This window comes from Cryobacterium frigoriphilum (assembly GCF_004403305.1).
Lineage (GTDB): Bacteria > Actinomycetota > Actinomycetes > Actinomycetales > Microbacteriaceae > Cryobacterium > Cryobacterium frigoriphilum.
In genome coordinates, this window is record NZ_SOHE01000044.1 from 60,333 (window position 1) to 76,687 (window position 16,355).

A 16,355-nucleotide genomic window follows, 5' to 3' on the forward strand; every position below is an offset into this window, starting at 1 on the left:
CAGACCCCTTATCGGTCGCCGTGGCCGTGCCGTCTGCTGCCAGCACACGGATCGACATTTGTCGACCGAACCCGCGGCAAGTGTCGTCGAGCGTCCACGCGGGTGCCCGCCGAATCCCTAGGATGAGTGCATGGATGCCGCCACTCTCGACCACGCGGTAGCCAACATCGCCAGCCGTCTCGGCCGTGGTCTCTCCCTCGAAGACCTCGACGGCCTGCTGCTCGCGTACAGCTCGCATCAGGAAACCGCTGACCGGGTGCGCACCAACTTTCTGCTGAGCAAGATCGTGCCCCCCGACGTGAGCGCCTGGCAGCTCAGCCACGGCATCGCCACCGCGGTGCGGCCGGTCTCGGTGCCGGCCAACGCCGATCTCGGCATGTTGGGGCGGGTCTGCGTGCCCCTGCTCGCCCGCGGCTACCGGGTCGGCTATCTCTGGGTGTTGCAGGGCGCGCACGAGGAGTCCTCGGCGGCGATCCTGCAGGAGCTGCGCCCCGCGCGCGCCGAACTCGACGCGCTCGCCGAGCTGCTGCTCAACCGCACCTTCGCCGAATCCTCCGAGGTGCACGGCCGCGGGGCACAGTTTCTCGCCGCCTGCGAGGGGCAACCGCACGCGATCGACGCACTGCTCGGCTGGCCGGCCGTGCACGGCCGCGGCCCGTGGCGCCTCGCGACGCTCGTCGAACGGGCCGGCATCGAGGCCGCCGACGTGGAGCAGTCCCGTGGCGCCGAGCGCGAGGCCTTTGAGCGGGGTCTGCTGCAGCGGCTGTCCGCCTTGCAGGCGACGACCGGCATCCCGGGCGTGCTGTTCGCGGCCGGAACCGACACCCACGCCGTGCTGCTGCTCAGCGCAGCGGTGACGGATGCCGACGCGATCGAAATCCTGCGCCGTTTCGGCGTCGAGATCGCCCGCCGTGGACCACATACCGAGCGACCAGACCTGATGGGTCTGAGCGAGCCGTTCGCCGATCTGCGCCTGGTCGCGTCGGCCTACGCGCAGTCCAAGAGCGCCGTGCAGGCGGCCTGGGTCGACGCCGACCTGGGCGGGGTCGTCGCGTTCCGCGGCATTGGCGTGTACCAGTTTCTGGCCGTCGCCGGCCGGGATCTGGCCCGCCACGAGTCGATCCTGTTCGCCGAGCTGCAGGAACTCGACCGCAACGGCGAGCTCGTGCCGGTGCTCGAACTGCTCTATGACACCGGCGGCTCCGTCGCCGACGTCGCGACCGCCCTGCACCTGCACCGCACGAGCGTGTACAACCGGGTTGCCCGCATCCGTTCGCTGCTCGGCGCCGACCCGCTCGCCGGCCCGGTGCGGCTCGAACTGCACCTGGCCATGAAGGCACAGCGCTGGGCGGGCCGGCCGCGCCTCTGATCGGCCGCCGCTGGCCCGGCCGCTTCTGACCGGCGCGCCTCAGACCGGCGCGCCTCAGACCGGCCGCCGACGGATGCCCCCGCCCCGGCGCATCCGTCGTCGCACCCGGCGCGCGCTCAGTCGGTGTCGGTTCTGCTGTCCGGGATGGTGTCGGGGCTCGCCCCGACCCGAAAACCCGTGCAGTCGCGCACCTGGTCGGGGGTCAGCGGGCCCCAGACGGGGCTCGCGATGACAGCCTGCACCTCGGGGGAGGCGAGCAGCGTCGCGGCCGGTTCCGGAGTGCCGGCCCGGTTCTCGATGTCGTCGGGGTGTGCGCGCAGGTGGTCGGCGAGCTGTGGCCAACGAATCTCGACAATGGTCCAGAGGGCGAGCGGGGTGCGCTGCACGGGAATGCCCTCAAGGGTGCGCAGGGATTGCAGGGTTCCGTAGGTGTGCACGACGAGTTTGATGCTGCGGGGATTGGGTTCGAGCAGCTTCCAGTAGCGGCTGAGCTCGTGGCGGGCGCCGGCCTGCAGCACCGGATTCGAGAGCTTCACGGCCGCAGCGCCACGCACCTGCATGCGTGATTCGGCGCTGATCAGGCCATCCGCCTTGGCGGCCGCCCGGTCGATTTGCGGTCCGGTGGTGGCCCGGTTCACCTCGGCGGTGAGCTCTGTGGCCAGGGCCTGCTGGGCGGCAGAAGGCCGCTGTGCCGTGGCGCCGGTCAGGAGGGAATCCAGATAGGCCCGCTTGGCGTCCTCGGTGATCGAGGGTAACCGCACCTGCAGCTGAAAGATCTTCTCGAGAAAAAGGTAGCCGAGGGGGCGACCGGGCACCGTGGTGATCTTCACGGAGTCGAAGTGGCTCTCGTAGCTGGAGCGGATCCACTGGCCATCGGCGGCGATGAACGCGTAGGGCCCGGCCGGGGGCTCGTGGCGCCGGTCTCGCCTGCCGGGTGTGTGTCGCCGCACCGGCGCCTCGCGCACGAGAGTCTGCACGACCTCGAGAAAATCGATGATGTACTTCTCATCGCAGCGATCGAGGTCGTCGATGAGAAACACCACCGACTTGCGCGTGCGTCGCAGCGTGCGGGAGAACAGCAGCTGCACCTGACCCATAGGGTTCGCGCTCTTGGCCACGAAGGCCTCGGCCGACAGTCGCGATTCGGGCATCAACAAGCGGTAGACGGCGGTCAGTCCCGCCACCGCGAGGGCGCCGAGCGACAGGATCTTGCCCAGGGCGTCCGCGAGGGCGCTGCCCGTGGTGAGATCGAGCCGGGCCAGAAGGGCCAGCGCGACGGCAAGCAGAATGAGCACGAGCACCGCGACGAACGGCATCAACCGGGTACGGATGGCGTCGATGCGGCTGCGCACGCGCGCCCAGATACGGTGTCGGGAGTCGGCCTGGATTGCCGCGCGCAGGGCATTGTGCAGGGTCCACCACTGCACGCCCACCTGCTGCTCTCGCCAGGCGTTCACGTTGACGAGCAGAAAAGACGGCGCGAGTTCGGTCTCGAGAAACTGCAGCAGCGAACTCTTGCCGGAGCCCCACGGGCCATCGATGTGCACGAGGAACGAGCCGGTGTGTGAACCCGACAGGCCGCGCAGCCGGGACGCGAGTACCTGAGCGAGAAATCGGCGGCCGAGCAGGTCATCGGTGGCGGCACCGTCGGTGGTCCACCTGGTGCGTTCGGAGGTCTCCGGCGCCCGGTCCGGGGCGGCTTCCGTTGTCGAGTCCGGCGCCTCGCCGGCGGCTCGGGACTCCGCTTCCGATTCGACTTCTGCTTCGAATCCCGAACTCGGCTCCGCTTCAGCGAAGTAGGCGTCTTCGATCTGCCGTTCCAGCGTCGAGATCGCCCGCTCGTAGTCCAGGCCCAGCTTTTCGAGGCGGTCGGGCAGCCGGCCGTCACCCGCCGCTCGCGACGATTGCAGAATCGCCAGCGCGAGATCGGTCAGGGTCACGACCCGGCCGCCCTTCGACGTGAGATAGTGCCGCACCGCGGTCGCAAAGATGGGGTCCAGCCGGGCGTCGGGTACCTCGGCGGTGTCCGGCACGCTCCGAATTCCGATCACGGTCAGAAAGTCGGTCACGCGCAGCCCGGCCTCGGTCAGGGCCTCGGCGATGCTGCCATCGACCGCGATCAGCGTCGCGAGGGCGGTCGAGCGCGTGATCTCGTCGCGGTCGCTCGCGCTATCGAGGTGCCGCTGCCGCTGCACTCCGCCCGCCACGGCCGTGAAGCGCGCGATTTCGGGCGACGGCGTGTGACGCCGGTCGATGATCAGCTGGTCGAGGGCACTCAGGGCATCCACGGGGTTCGCTCCAATGCCGGCCAGGTCGCGGGCAGCTCGGGCCGGTGCCGGCAGCGTAAACCCGGCCCCGACCCCGGTCAAGGTCACCTCCCCGGGCATCCGTCGCTGTGACTGGCGCGGTAACTATCCGCGATACACGCGCGGCACCCGCGGACTGATGCGCGTGACGACCTCGTAGTTGATGGTTGAGGCGGCAGCGGCCCACTCGTCAACGCTCGCCTCGCCGCCGTCGCCCGGGCCGAACAGTACGGCCTCGGCACCGAGCAGGCTGTGCCCGCCGCTGACCAGGCCGGCCTCGCCGAGGTCGATGACCATTTGGTCCATCGCAATGCGCCCGACCACCGGATACGTCACCCCGTTCACCCGCACGGGCCCGCCGGTCGCGATGCGCGGAATGCCGTCGGCGTAACCGAGCGGCACGAGCGCGAGCGTCGTGGCGGTCGGTGTGCGGTAGTTCAGCCCATACGACACGCCCTGGTCTGCGGGTACCTCCTTACAGTGCGCGATCTGCGTGACGAGCGTCATCGCGGGCCGCAGCCCGAGGCTCGCCGGGGTGCGGCCCGCGAGCGGCGACAGGCCGTACAGCGCGAGCCCGGTGCGCACCAGGTCGAGGTGGATGTCGGGCCGCGTGAGGGTGGCCGGGCTATTCGCCAGATGCCTGATCGACGGATGCACCCCGGCCGCGTGTGCGAGCTCGACGGCTGCGAGAAATGTGGCGAGTTGAGCATCCGTCTCGGGGCGCTCGGGCTCATCGGCCACGGCGAGGTGGCTGAAGATGCCCACGACCTCGATCTGGCCGGCTGCTTCGTGCCGGGCCACGTCGGCCAACAGCGCGGGCAGTTCGGTCAGCGTGCAGCCGTTGCGGCCCAGCCCGGTATCGATCTTCAAGTGGATGCGCGCGGTGCGGCCGAGCAGATCGGCCGCGGCCACGATGCGGGGCAGCTCCCAGCCCGAGCAGCCGAGGTCAACGTTCGCGGCGATTGCCGCTCCAAAATCGCTGTCGGGGGTGTGCAGCCAGGCCAACAGCGGTGCGGTGAGTGCGGCGGCGCGCAGCGGCAGGGCCTCCTCGATGTGGGCGACGCCAAGCCAGGCGGCGCCGGCCTCGAGAGCGGCGCGGGCCACGGGCAGGGCGCCGTGCCCGTAGGCGTCGGCCTTCACGACCGCCATCACCGCGGCCGGGGAGGCGACCTGCACCAGCCTCCGTACGTTATGGCGGATCGCCTCGAGGTCGATTACGGCAGCGCGCTCCGGAGCATTCACCCTTGTCACCCTAGACCCGCGATGTACCCGGCCCGGCGGCGGAACGCGGGTCGCTGAGTTGGGTCGGGGTTTAGATGCGGAAAAAGCACCCTCGTTGGTGGGCATTGAAGGTGCTTTCTCCGTGACTCATCCGCGGCTTCGAGCTGCGGGCACCGCCGAGTCGGGGTTGGTGCGGTGTGCGTGCCTGACTACTGCGCGGAGTAGAAGAACTTGCTGTCGCCGAAGAAGGACGACACGACCCAGGTTCCGTTCGCGGCATCCGCTGCCGGAATCGCGATGACGACGTTGCCGGTGCCCGTGGCGTCGGGGTACAGGTCATTGATGTCGCTGAGCGCCGGTGCCGGCTCGCCAAACACATAGGCGTCGTTGACCGTATGGGTCGTTCCGGCCGCTGACACGAACTCGATGTCCAGGTCGTACGACGGGGTGCCGCTGTCAGCGCCCTTGTAGACGGCGGTGACGGAAATCATGGCGTACTGCAAGCCCTCGGGCGCGACGTCGTTGTATTCGTAGGCCGCGGCGACCTGTTCGTTGGCGTTGAGGGTAGAGGTGTCGAGGGTGATCTCGTACTGCAGGCCGGTCCGGTCCGACAGCTCAACCAGGGTGCCGAGCGGAGCCGGGTTGCCCCGGGTGCCGACCTCATCACCGGAGGGTTCCTCGACGGCCTCGTCAGAGGCATCGTCTGACGGCACGGTGTCGTCTGTGCCCGCGTCTGTGCCCGCGTCGGGGGCGGTCTCGGACGCTGAGATGCCGCCCTGCGCCTCCTCAACGGCCTTCATGATGGCGCCGGTGTAGACGATCGCGAGCACAATCGACAGAATCAACGCGACCGACGATGTGATTGTGCCGGTCAGGGCGGCCTTTCTGGGTTTGTCCTTCTTCAGTAGTGCCAAGACGCCGAGCACGATGCCAGCGATGGCAATGATGCCGGTGATGTAGTTCAGAACGGGAATGAAGGCACCGACAAAGGCGGCGATTCCCACGATCATGGAGATGAGGCCGAGCACATTCTTCGACTGGGGAGCCGGAGTTTCGAGCTGCGGAGAGTACGGCGGCGGGCTTTGAATCTGCTGTGAGTCGGACATAGAACAACTCTCGCAGATGCCCCCCGTTTCGGATCGCGTGACAGACCTAAGTCCTACCCCCAAATAGGGGTAAATTTCTGGGTCGTTTCTCCGTGCCTCACCCCCGGCTGGTGCGCCGCGTTCACAGGATCAGCCGGAGCTGACTGTCTACGATCGAACTTCACCGACGTTCTGGAGGACGCCCATGAAATGCCCCACCGACGGAGCCACTCTCGTGATGAGCGAGCGCGCTGGCGTGGAAATCGACTACTGCCCCGAATGCCGCGGAGTGTGGCTCGATCGTGGCGAGCTCGACAAGATCCTCGATCGCGCCGCGAAGGAATTTGCTTCCTCCGCGCCCGCCCAGCCGGCCACCCCTGCCGCGCCGACCCAGTCTGCCGCCCCGGTCATCGTTGCGGTGCCGCAGCAGCAGTACCCGGATGCCCGCACCCGGGCCCCGCAATATGGCGACCGAGATCGCGACCGTGGCTATGGCGACCGCGACCGCGATCGCGACCGCAACTATGGGGACCGGGACCGGGACCGGGACCGCGACGGCCGTGACGGCTACCGGCCCAAGAAGAAGGAGCACTGGCTCGGCGAACTCTTCGGCTAGACCCCGTCTGCCCGAGCTGCGCCGCCGCCGGCCGAACCCCGGATCGACCTATCGGTGGCACAGCGCGGGGCGACCGGCCTACTGAGACAACGCAGGCTCAGACGCAGGCTCAGGCTCAGGCTCAGGCTCAGGCTCAGGCTCAGGCTCAGGCTCAGGCTTCGGGCGGCCGGGCGCGGCATCCGCTCTGCGCGCCCGCGCCTCGCTGGCCAGCGCAACGGCCACACCGACGCCGCAGAGCGCGAATCCGGCGAGCGTCACCACCGTCAGCGGCTCACCGAGCAGCACGGCCCCGGCGAGTGCCGTCGCGGGGGCGACCAGAAACAGCAGGGTGTTGAGCACAGTGATGCCCACCCGGCGCAGCAGCCACCAGTACAACCCGTAGGCCGCCAGGGTTGGCACGATCGCCGAGATCACGGTCGCGAGCCAGAACGCCAGCGTGGCCGGCGGAGCGAGCGTGCCCACGGTGGCTGCGATCACGATGAGCGCGACGGAGGTGACGACGACGTGCACGGTCAGCGTCACGAGCACCGGCGTCTGCACCCGGGATCGCCGCTCGACGAAGGTGCCCACGACCAGGCAGGCCATCGCCAGAGCAGGCAATATATAGGCGAGCGGATGCGCCGTCGCGCCGCCCATCTGCGACCTCACGACGAGCACGACCCCGAGGGCGCCCACCGCGAGGCCCGCCCACTGTGTGCCGCGCACTCGCAGCCCCAGCAGCGGGCCGACGAGAGTCGCGACCACGAGCGGCTGAACGGCATCGATCAGCGCGGTTGTGCCCGTCGTGATGCCGGCCCCAATCGCGGCGTAGACCAGGGTGACGTAGCCGAACTGGGTGAAGAGTCCGATGATTGCCTGCTGGCGCAGCTCACTGCGGGTGACGCCGCGAGCGGCGCCGGATGCGACGGTGATGATGATCAGCACGACCGCCAGAGGGGCGAAACGCCAGACCAGCAGGGTCGTAGCCGCAACGTCGACTGTCGCCACCGCGGCGATGACGAACCCCGAACTCCATGATGCGATGAAGGCGATCGCGGCCAGCACCGTGACGACGGAGCGCGGTATACCGATCAGTTTACTCATGCAATCGACTATACAGCTCTGTATACTGGGAGCATGACCGTGTCCGTCCCCGACCTCGCCCCGCTCACCCCAGGGGCTCGACGCGTTCTCGATGCGGCCTCCCGTTTGTTCTATGAGCGCGGCATCCACGCGGTGGGTGTTGACACGATCGCCGAGGCGGCCGGCGTGACGAAGAAGACCCTCTACGACCGTTTCGGATCGAAGGAAGCGCTCGTCGTCTCGTACCTGCAGCACCGCGATGCGCGGTGGCGCGCTCACCTCGCCGCGCACCTCGCCCGGGTGCCGGCCCCGGGGCCCGACCGTGTGCTCGCGGTCTTCGATGCGGCGACCGCGTGGTCGAGCGAGAACGGGGCGAAGGGCTGCAGCGCGATCAATGCCCGCGCCGAGATTGGCGACGGGCACGACGGACACCCCGTGTTTCCCGAAATCGCCCGGCAGAAGGTCTGGCAGCTCGACCTGTTCGCCGACCTCTGCAGTGAGGCCGGCATCGTCAACCCCGGATCGATGGCGCAGCGGATGATGCTGCTCTACGAGGGCGCACTCGTCACCGTGGGCATGGAGACGTTCGCGCATCCGTTCGACGTCGCCCGTGATGTGTCCCGCTCGCTGCTGATGCTGGCGCTGCCGGCCGCGCGCTGAGCCGGGTGGCCGGTTCGCTGCCGGCCCTGCCCGTCGAGCGGGTGCCGCTCAGCCGGCAGTTGTGACCATCGTCAGTACGCTCGTGCCCTGCACGTCATGCAGCCCGAGCGTCACCCGCAGCCGGCCGAGCTCGCCGAGCCGCGAGGCGTGGGTGCCGCCACACGGGATGCGCGCCGCGGCCCCTGGCAGGTCGCAGACCCAATACCGACGGTCTGTGAGGGCGTCGCCAGCGCGGTCGATGTGTACCGCGGCATCCGTCGCCACCCAGTCGGCCAGTGTCGCGTTGATCGCCGACGTCAGTGACGGCAGGGCCTCGTCGAACCCCTCGGTGATGAAGCCCTTCTTGCGCAGGGACTTGCCGAGTCGGTAGGTGTCGGTCGACGTGTTCTCACCGATCAGCGACACATCGATGGCGGTGCCGTCGAAGTCGGGGCGGCCGAGGGCATCAGGGCGGGGCTGCTTTTTCCAGCGGTCAGCGACGGCCAGGTTCAGGGCCAGCGACGCCAGATGGCAGGCCGTGTGCCCGGCAGAGGTTCGAGCCCGCACGCCCGCATCGACCATGACCTGCACCGCGTCGCCGACACTGACCGCAGCGTCACTCGACACGATGTGAGCCACGACGAAGGCCCAGCCCTCGGTGCCCTTGGGCACCGGAATCTGCTGCCCGAGGTGCAGGCTGGTGCCATCGGTGGCCCCGACGATGCAGTCGAGCAGTGCGATCTCGACGGTTGCGGTGCGCAGCACGGCCCGGTCAGCGCCCTGATCGGGCCAGCCGGCATCAACCGGATGCGCGCTCGTCGTATCGAGCAGCACCGCACGGCGGCCGTCGGGCAGCGGCTCGACGTGCAGCACGACAGCGGATGCCTCGGTCGCCCCCGCCGCATAGGTCACGCGGGTATCGGCAACGGGATAGGTCATCGGGGGTGGGCCTTTCCGGCGGCGGGGAGGAGACGAAGCCGCCACGGTCGCGGCAGTCCCTTCGATGCTAGGCCCTGGTGCTGAGGCGGCTCGGGCGCAGGTTGGATTCGTGGGCGCAGTATAGAAACTGCGCCCGCGAATCGAACCTGCGCCGCGAGCCCGAAACGCCTATTTCGCGGCGAGCAGCCGCTCCACGCGGGGCTTCACTTCGGTGGCCAGCAGCGTGATCGACTCCATCAGGTACTCGTGCGGCAGTCCGCCGTGGTCGCCCTGGAAGAAGTGACGCATATGGCCGAGGTGTCCGTGCAGGGCCACGATGCGTTCGGCCACGTCGTCGGGGTCGCCCACGAAGTAGGCGTTGGGCGCGTCGACCTGCGCGAGGTACGACGCCTTCTGCGGCGCCGGCCAGCCGCGCAGCCGGCCCATCTCCACGTTGAGGTTGACCCAGCCCGGGTACATTCGCTCGACCGCTTCCTTCTTGGTGGGGGCGACGAGGCCGAAGGTCGCGACCGAGACCTTGATGTTGTCGCCGGTGTGCCCGGCGGCAGCGGCGGACTGCCGGTACAGCTGGGCCAGCGGCGCGAAGCGGTGCGGCTGCCCGCCAATGATGGCGTAGGCGAGCGGCAGCCCGAGGCGTCCGGCGCGGGCCGACGAGGGCGCGCTGCCGCCGGTGGCGATCCAGATCGGCAGCGAGCCTTGCACCGGGCGAGGCACCACGTCGAGCTCGGGGATCGACGGGCGGGCGGTACCCGACCAGGTCACGTTCGCGGTCGCACTGTTGTTGAGGGTCAGCAGCAGGTCGAGCTTCTGGGCGTAGAGCTCGTCGTAGTCGTTCAGGTCGTAGCCGAACAGCGGAAAGGTCTCGACGGATGACCCGCGGCCCGCGGTGATCTCGATGCGGCCGCCGCCCGAGATGGCGTCTGCGGTCGCGAACTGCTGAAAGACCCGCACCGGGTCATCCGTTCCGATGATGCTCGCCGCGCTGCCGAGCGTGATCTGCGTCGTGGCGGCGGCCGCGGCGGCAATGATCGTTCCGGGCGATGACGCCGGCATCGACACGGTGTGGTGCTCGCCGACGCCGAAGTAGTCAAGGCCCACCCGGTCGGCGTGCACGATGGCGTCGAAGAGGTTCTTGGTGGCCTCGGCGGTCGAGCGTGAGCTGCCGTCGGGGTTGAGCTGGGTGTCGCCGAAGCTGTAGGCGCCGATTTCCACGGTGTTCTCCGATGTGTGGTGGGGCATATATGGGTTACGCGGCGAGCGGATGCCGCACCAGGGCGTGAAGCTCGGGTGCGGTGTAGCTGCCGGTGAAAATGGCGGTTGCGGGCTGAAAGGCGCGGCCGGCCGCGAGAGGCCCGGCGTCGACGGCGTCATAGCCGAGCCGGTCGATGAAGCGCTGCACGAGTTCTTTGGCGGCGGGGTCGTCGCCGGCGACGGCCAGTGCGCGCCGGGAAGCGTCGCCGGCCGGCCGGTCGTCTTCTTCCATCTCGTGATAGCCGATGTGATTCAGCGACTTCACGACGTGGGAGCCGCCCAGGAACGCGGCGACGACCTCACTCGAGGTGCGGGCATCCGCTTCGAAATCGTCGTGCACGCCGTCGACCGGTGCCCAGTAGTTCATGGCATCGATGACGACCTTGCCGGTCAGGTCAGCGGGGCTGAGGGTGCGGTACTTGTGCAGCGGGATGGCCATGATGACCAGATCGGATGCCGCGGCCTCGCTGGCCTCGACCGCTTCGGCCCCCGGCGTGACAATGTTGACAAGCAGTTCGATGTCGGCGGCGGGCTGGGCGGTCGCGATGCGCACCCGGTAGCCGGCCTTCACGGCCTGCCGGGCAAGGGCGGTGCCGACGCGGCCGGCGCCGAGGATTCCGATTGTGGGGTGCATGCTCGCTCCAAACTATGATGTCATACAGATCATATGTCTTTCAGATTATCTATGCAACTGCATGCTTTGCGGTTAGGATTGCCGGTATGACAAGCGACGTGACCGCCCCGGCACCCACGCCTGCGGTACCCGGCGACCTGGGCTGGAACCTCGCGATGGTGCTGCGCGGGTATCAGCGCCTGCAAGAGGATGCCGTCGACGGGCTTCCCGGGGGAGTGCGCTGCTATCACGTGCTCTCGACCGTGATCCACCACGAACTGCCATCGCAGCAGGCGATCGGCGCCCACCTCGCCATTGACCGTACCGTGTTGACCTATCTGCTCGACACGATGGTCACGGCCGCGCTGGTCGAGCGCGTCCCCGACCCCGCGGACCGGCGGGCGCGCAAGATCGTGGCCACGGCCGAGGGTGTGGCCGTGCTGGCGCGTTATGAAGAGCGCGTCGCGGCGGTCGAGACGACTATTTTGGGCGGACTTGAGGGCGTGGATGCCGCCAGGCTCGGCTCCCTGCTCGGCCGCCTGGCCGGCAGCGTGCACCGCGCCGACCCGGCCGCGAGCCCCTGCGAGGCAGTCGAGTCCCTCGACCGCTGACCCGCCCTCTTTCTTCGCCGAACCGTGAGTTAAGCATGGCTTTTCGCCGTAAACGGATGCTTAACTCACAGTTCGGCGCAGTCCGGGGCGCGGGTCAGGGTACGAGCACGATTTTTCCGACGTGAGCGGATGCTTCCAGCCGGCGGTGCGCATCCGCTGCCTCGACGAACCGGAACCTCCCGTCGATCACCGGCCGAAACTCGCCCGATGCGATCCACGGCCAGATCTCGGCTTCGACGGCCCGCATGATGGAAACCTTCTCGGCCAGCGGCCGTGACCGCAGCGTGGTGCCCCAGTAGCGGGCTCGCTTCTGCATGAGGCGGAACGGATCGAACGTGGCCGGTTCTCCGCTCTGGTTGGCGAGCACCATGATGCGCCCGTTCACCGCGACCGCTTCGACGTTGCGGGCCGCGTACGATCCGCCCATGATGTCGAGGATCACGTCGGCGCCCCGCCCCTGGGTGCTCGCCTTGATCTCGGCGACGAAGTCCTGCTCACGATAGTTGATCAGAACCTGGGCCCCGAGGCTCTCGCACGCGGCGAGCTTCTCAGTCGAACCGGCCGTCACGGCCACCCGGGCACCGGCGAGCCGCGCCAGCTGGATGGCGGTCGTGCCGATTCCGCTTCCGCCGCCGTGCACGAGCACGGTCTCACCGGGCGCAAGCTCGGCGTTCATAAAGACGTTCGACCACACCGTGGCCAGGGCTTCCGGCAGGGCGGCGGCGTCGATCAGGTCCATCGACAGCGGCACCAGCAACGCGAGGTCTTCGTGCACCACGACGTGCGTGGCATAGCCGCCGCCGGCGAGCAACGCGCAGACCCGGTCGCCGAGCCCGAACCGGGTCACGTCAGCTCCGACCTCGATCACCACGCCCGAGACCTCCAGCCCCGGCCACTGCGGGGCGTCGGCTGGCGAAGGGTAGCGGCCCTGCCGCTGCAGCACGTCCGCGCGGTTCACCCCGGCGGCCGCCACCTTCACGCGAATGTCGTGAGCTCCGACAGTGAGGTCGGGTACGTCTGACAGGGTGAGGGCTTCAGGCCCTCCGGGGGAGTTCACGATGATTGCGCGCATGTGCGCAGCCTACGCGCGGTGCGCCGCGGCGATCGTCAGCTCCGGTTTCCCGCTCCATGAGACGAAACGGCGGAGGGCGCTCGCCGGGCTGAGCTCGGGGAGAAAGGCGGCGCCGTCGAGCGACGTTCCCGCCGCCGCACGAATGTGCACGGTCGGCCAGATCGCCCGCAACCCCGCATCGAATCGCGCACTGATCGCAGTGGATGCGAACACCCCGCCAATCCGGCTGGCTACCGGCCGAGTCCGCGCGGCTTCCCCGACCTGTCGCAGGCCCGTGGCTGCCGACAACACCAATTCATCGGCCGCGGCCGCACAGATCGAGGCCGCGACGGCATCCGTCTGCGCGTGCTCGGTCACCCATCGTGCGTAGCTCGCAATGCGCCGCACCCGACCCGGATCTGCCTGGAGCTCGAGGTAGGCGAGCTCGAGGTCGGCAAATTCGCGCAGTGCCGTCGACGTGAGGGCGGTCTGTGGCCCGCGACCGTCATGGGCGCGCATGACGGCGTCGAGTGCGGCTCGACCCAACCAATAGCCGCTGCCGGCGTCACCGATCAAATTTCCCCAGCCGTCGATGCGCGCGACCGTCGAAGCCCCCACCGCGAGCGTGACGACCCCCGTTCCCGCCGCCACGACCACGCCGAGGTCGCCGCCGAGCGCGCCGAGGTATGACGTGACCGAGTCGTGTGCCAGGAAAACCTCACGCACCCCCGACGACGCGCTGGCCCGCAGCAACTCGCCCGGATCGCACTCGGCCGCCGTGAAGCCGGAGATTCCGGCGCTCACGGCGTCGATCGACTGCCCGGTCGCTGCCCGCACCTGCGCAACCACGGTCTCGAGTTGCGGCACGAGCGCGGAGTCCGTTCGAATGGCGTCATGGTCGAAGACCCGGGCCACGCTTCCCGGCGCCTGAAGCCGCGCACGAATTCCGGTCTGGCCGGCATCAATGGCCAGCAGGGTGGTGTCGCCAGCGCTGAGATCGACAGTCATATTCATTCCTCTTATAGGCGGGCCAGGCGCGAACTAACCGAGCGCGACCAGCTGATTGGCGCTGCGCAGCACGAGCGGGTTCGCCAGGTCGGTCACCGTCAGGTCGGATTCCGATGTGATGTCGAAGTCGACGTGCTCGCCGGGCAGCAGCGTCACGAGCATGTCCGAGACGCGTCCTGCCGGGTCGACCTGGTCGATCAGCAGGGCCAGATCCCGCACCAGACCGTGCGCCGTTACCGTGAGGCGGTAGCCGCCTGGCACTCGTTGCAGGCTGGTCTCAAGCTCGGGCGCGGCGAGCCCGGTGTCGCGGGGTTCGGCGAAGAAGCGGTGACCGCGCACTCCCGAGAGCTCGGCCTGCAGAAGCTCCACTGCCGCATCCGTCGCCGAAGCAACGGATGCGGGCAGCGGCACGGTCGCCGTTGACCGTGGTGCGAGGGTGACGTGCTGCGTGTGTTCGGCGAGAACCTCACCGGCGAAGGACAGGCGATGCACGGTGAGAGTGCCCGTCCAGGTCTCGGCGGAATCATTGACCGCGACCGCCGCAAAGGCGCCGTCGCGCTGCTGCAGGGTGAGGAGCCGGTCGGCGTAGGCATGACGCAGGGCGTAAAGCAGCGGCTTGGGGCGCCCGTAGCCGTCGACGGCCGCCCATGAGGTGACCGGCCAGCAGTCGTTCAATTGCCACACGATACTTCCCATGCAGTGGGGCTGCAGGGACCGCAGGTGGTCGATCGCTGTTGAGATCGCATTGGCCTGGTTGAGGGACATGGCCCAGTGCCAGTCCTCGATGGTATTCGGCAGCGCGAAGTGCGCCAGCAACCCGTCGGTGAGCTTGGCGTTGCCGAGGGCTGCCTTCTGGTGCACAACCATGCCGGGAGACTCGGGTGTGAGCGGCGCGTCGCTGATCGATTCGGTCATGGTTGACCACGTCGGCGGGCCCTGCCAGCCGAACTCGGCCACGAAACGCGGTGTGTACTCGAGGTAGTTGGTATAGTCGCGCTGGTTCCAGATGTCCCAGATATGCATCGTGCCATGAGCCTGGTCGTTGGGCACGTGCGCGTCGACGTCACCGTCAACCGCCGGAGAAAAGGGGCTGCCGGGGGTGTACCCGATGTGCGGCGCAAGTTCGGCAACGATGGCCGGAAAGAGCTCGTAGTAGTAGCCCGCTCCCCAGGTCTTGCCGTCGAGGCGCAGCTTCCAATTCCAGTCTTCGTACCCCCAGATGTTCTCGTTGTTGCCGTTGAGCACCACGAGCGACGGATGCGACGCCAGTCGCGTCACAGCCTCCCTCGCCTCGGCCTCCATCTCGGTCCACATCGGTTGCTCCTCGGAGTAGGCCGCGCAGGCGAGCAGAAAATCCTGCCACGTGAGCATGCCGCGCTCATCACAGAGTTCGTAGAAGTCGTCGCTTTCGAAGATGCCACCGCCCCAGATGCGCAGCAGATTGATGTTGGCGAACTCGGCCTGCTGCAGTCGGTCGAGGTACCGCGCGCGATCGACCCGGTGCGGAAAGGCGTCGTCGGGAATCCAGTTGGCCCCCCGCACGAACACCGGCTGACCGTTGATCACGATCGTGAACGGTGTGCCGGCGGCATCCGGGGTCGTGTCGAACTCGACAGTGCGAAACCCGATGCGACGGCTGGCCGTGTCGATGGTCGCGTGCCCTGACACGAGCGTCACCTCGAGGTCATAGAGCGGCTGCTCGCCGTATCCACGCGGCCACCACAACTCGATGTCGGCGATGCGCAGGCTGAGCTCGGCGTGCGACTCGCCGGCCGCAAGATCAATCTCGGTGTTGATCCCGGCGACGGATGCCGCGACGGTCACCGGTGCATCGCTGGCCCGGGCGACGTCGACGTGAACGGTGATCACCCCGTCGGTGCCGTCGACGGTCGCGATCGGCCGCACCGTGGAGAGCCGTGCAGTTGACCAGCTTTCGAGCGTGACCGGGCGCCAGATTCCTGAGCTGGAGGTGTCGATGCCCCAGTCCCAACCGAAACCACAGGCCATCTTGCGGATGGCGTTGTAGGGGTGGTGATTCACGTGCGGGCGATACCCGAGTTCGAGGCTGGCGGCATCCGCCTGGCGAATGGGCGATCGAAAGGTGACGCTGAGTTCATTGAGGCCCGGATGCAGCAGGGCGCGCACGTCGAAGCGGTAGCTGCGGTGCATGTTGCGGGTGTGGCCGACGGGCCGCCCGTTCAGCTCGATGTCGGCGACCGTGTCGAGCCCGGCGAAGTTGAGTTCGGTGTTCGTGGCGTCGGCGGGCTGCCAGACGAACGTGGTCGTGTATCGCCAGTCGGCGAGGCCGATCCAGGCGAGCAATCGTTCGTTGGAGTCGAGGTACGGATCGGGAATGAGGCCGGCCGCGAGCAGGTCGGTGTGCACCGCGCCGGGTACCGTTGCGGGAACGATGCTGCCGCGAACCTCTGCCGGCACCCCGCTACCCTCGACGGCGGCGACCGTCCAGCCGGCGTCGAGGTGCCGGATGATCGGCAGCGTCTGGCTGGGGTTCGTGGCGAGTGTGGGCGGTGAGGGGGTCATCAGTACTCCAATTCGGTCGTCATTGATCCGCGGTTGACGCAAT

General features: G+C 68.4%; 14 protein-coding genes. 4 read left to right on the forward strand and 10 right to left on the reverse strand.

Annotated features, from left to right (window positions below; translation table 11 throughout):
• Nucleotides 1-130 precede the first annotated feature (130 nt).
• Nucleotides 131-1,369, forward strand: coding sequence for a PucR family transcriptional regulator (locus E3T55_RS09985; protein ID WP_134519422.1), 1,239 nt, complete (start codon nucleotides 131-133; stop codon nucleotides 1,367-1,369).
• A gap of 116 nt (nucleotides 1,370-1,485) precedes the next feature.
• Here E3T55_RS09985 and E3T55_RS09990 read toward each other — a convergent pair whose 3' ends face one another.
• From E3T55_RS09990 to E3T55_RS10000, 3 genes are all read right to left on the reverse strand, one after another.
• Nucleotides 1,486-3,738: a P-loop NTPase fold protein gene (locus tag E3T55_RS09990; RefSeq protein ID WP_166791735.1), complete on the reverse strand. Its 2,253-nt coding sequence runs from the start codon at nucleotides 3,736-3,738 to the stop codon at nucleotides 1,486-1,488.
• A gap of 42 nt (nucleotides 3,739-3,780) precedes the next feature.
• The gene (gene alr / locus E3T55_RS09995) at nucleotides 3,781-4,917 is read right to left on the reverse strand and encodes an alanine racemase (RefSeq protein ID WP_241992996.1); all 1,137 of its coding nucleotides are present in this window, start codon (nucleotides 4,915-4,917) and stop codon (nucleotides 3,781-3,783) included.
• 188 nt (nucleotides 4,918-5,105) lie between these two features.
• On the reverse strand, nucleotides 5,106-6,002 hold the full coding sequence (locus E3T55_RS10000) for a DUF4190 domain-containing protein (RefSeq protein WP_134519425.1): 897 nt from the start codon (nucleotides 6,000-6,002) through the stop codon (nucleotides 5,106-5,108).
• A gap of 184 nt (nucleotides 6,003-6,186) precedes the next feature.
• On the opposite strand from E3T55_RS10000, the gene E3T55_RS10005 reads away from it, so the two are divergent.
• Nucleotides 6,187-6,597, forward strand: a complete 411-nt coding sequence (locus tag E3T55_RS10005; protein ID WP_134519426.1) for a TFIIB-type zinc ribbon-containing protein — start codon at nucleotides 6,187-6,189, stop codon at nucleotides 6,595-6,597.
• Between the two features lie 78 nt (nucleotides 6,598-6,675).
• Here the strand turns inward: E3T55_RS10005 and E3T55_RS10010 are convergent, their stop codons facing one another.
• Complete coding sequence (locus E3T55_RS10010; RefSeq protein ID WP_134519427.1) at nucleotides 6,676-7,680, reverse strand: DMT family transporter; 1,005 nt, start codon at nucleotides 7,678-7,680, stop codon at nucleotides 6,676-6,678.
• Nucleotides 7,681-7,713: 33 nt separating this feature from the next.
• Here E3T55_RS10010 and E3T55_RS10015 point away from each other — a divergent pair, with 33 nt between their 5' ends.
• Nucleotides 7,714-8,319 carry a TetR/AcrR family transcriptional regulator gene (locus E3T55_RS10015; RefSeq protein WP_134519428.1) on the forward strand — a complete coding sequence of 202 codons (606 nt, stop codon included), beginning with the start codon at nucleotides 7,714-7,716 and terminating at the stop codon, nucleotides 8,317-8,319.
• Between the two features lie 48 nt (nucleotides 8,320-8,367).
• Here E3T55_RS10015 and E3T55_RS10020 read toward each other — a convergent pair whose 3' ends face one another.
• The 3 genes from E3T55_RS10020 to E3T55_RS10030 all read right to left on the reverse strand — a co-directional run bounded on the left by E3T55_RS10020 (nucleotide 8,368) and on the right by E3T55_RS10030 (nucleotide 11,122).
• Entirely contained in the window at nucleotides 8,368-9,237 is an 870-nt protein-coding gene (locus E3T55_RS10020) for an alanyl-tRNA editing protein (RefSeq protein WP_134519429.1), read from the reverse strand.
• A gap of 168 nt (nucleotides 9,238-9,405) precedes the next feature.
• Complete coding sequence (locus E3T55_RS10025; RefSeq protein ID WP_134519430.1) at nucleotides 9,406-10,449, reverse strand: LLM class flavin-dependent oxidoreductase; 1,044 nt, start codon at nucleotides 10,447-10,449, stop codon at nucleotides 9,406-9,408.
• Nucleotides 10,450-10,483: 34 nt separating this feature from the next.
• Nucleotides 10,484-11,122, reverse strand: a complete 639-nt coding sequence (locus tag E3T55_RS10030; protein WP_134519431.1) for an NADPH-dependent F420 reductase — start codon at nucleotides 11,120-11,122, stop codon at nucleotides 10,484-10,486.
• Nucleotides 11,123-11,208: 86 nt separating this feature from the next.
• Between E3T55_RS10030 and E3T55_RS10035 the strand changes: the two genes are divergently transcribed.
• A complete protein-coding gene (locus tag E3T55_RS10035; protein ID WP_198418551.1) occupies nucleotides 11,209-11,712 on the forward strand; it encodes a MarR family winged helix-turn-helix transcriptional regulator in 504 nt (167 codons plus the stop codon).
• 94 nt (nucleotides 11,713-11,806) lie between these two features.
• Here the strand turns inward: E3T55_RS10035 and E3T55_RS10040 are convergent, their stop codons facing one another.
• From E3T55_RS10040 to E3T55_RS10050, 3 genes are read right to left on the reverse strand one after another with little or no spacing between them, the layout of a single operon-like run.
• Entirely contained in the window at nucleotides 11,807-12,784 is a 978-nt protein-coding gene (locus tag E3T55_RS10040) for an NAD(P)H-quinone oxidoreductase (RefSeq protein ID WP_134519432.1), read from the reverse strand.
• Between the two features lie 9 nt (nucleotides 12,785-12,793).
• Nucleotides 12,794-13,771, reverse strand: a complete 978-nt coding sequence (locus tag E3T55_RS10045; RefSeq protein ID WP_166791736.1) for a BadF/BadG/BcrA/BcrD ATPase family protein — start codon at nucleotides 13,769-13,771, stop codon at nucleotides 12,794-12,796.
• Nucleotides 13,772-13,804: 33 nt separating this feature from the next.
• Complete coding sequence (locus E3T55_RS10050) at nucleotides 13,805-16,312, reverse strand: glycoside hydrolase family 2 protein (RefSeq protein ID WP_134519434.1); 2,508 nt, start codon at nucleotides 16,310-16,312, stop codon at nucleotides 13,805-13,807.
• Between the last annotated feature and the right edge of the window lie 43 nt (nucleotides 16,313-16,355).

Excerpts from the sequence above, each read along its gene's own strand:
- E3T55_RS10005 (WP_134519426.1), top strand. The coding sequence starts at position 6,187 with ATGAAATGCCCCACCGACGGAGCCACTCTCGTGATGAGCGAGCGCGCT.
- E3T55_RS10050 (WP_134519434.1), bottom strand. The coding sequence starts at position 16,312 with ATGACCCCCTCACCGCCCACACTCGCCACGAACCCCAGCCAGACGCTG.
- E3T55_RS10045 (WP_166791736.1), bottom strand. The coding sequence starts at position 13,771 with ATGACTGTCGATCTCAGCGCTGGCGACACCACCCTGCTGGCCATTGAT.
- E3T55_RS10000 (WP_134519425.1), bottom strand. The coding sequence starts at position 6,002 with ATGTCCGACTCACAGCAGATTCAAAGCCCGCCGCCGTACTCTCCGCAG.
- E3T55_RS10035 (WP_198418551.1), top strand. The coding sequence starts at position 11,209 with ATGACAAGCGACGTGACCGCCCCGGCACCCACGCCTGCGGTACCCGGC.
- E3T55_RS10040 (WP_134519432.1), bottom strand. The coding sequence starts at position 12,784 with ATGCGCGCAATCATCGTGAACTCCCCCGGAGGGCCTGAAGCCCTCACC.
- E3T55_RS10015 (WP_134519428.1), top strand. The coding sequence starts at position 7,714 with ATGACCGTGTCCGTCCCCGACCTCGCCCCGCTCACCCCAGGGGCTCGA.
- E3T55_RS09985 (WP_134519422.1), top strand. The coding sequence starts at position 131 with ATGGATGCCGCCACTCTCGACCACGCGGTAGCCAACATCGCCAGCCGT.
- E3T55_RS10020 (WP_134519429.1), bottom strand. The coding sequence starts at position 9,237 with ATGACCTATCCCGTTGCCGATACCCGCGTGACCTATGCGGCGGGGGCG.
- E3T55_RS10030 (WP_134519431.1), bottom strand. The coding sequence starts at position 11,122 with ATGCACCCCACAATCGGAATCCTCGGCGCCGGCCGCGTCGGCACCGCC.
- E3T55_RS10010 (WP_134519427.1), bottom strand. The coding sequence starts at position 7,680 with ATGAGTAAACTGATCGGTATACCGCGCTCCGTCGTCACGGTGCTGGCC.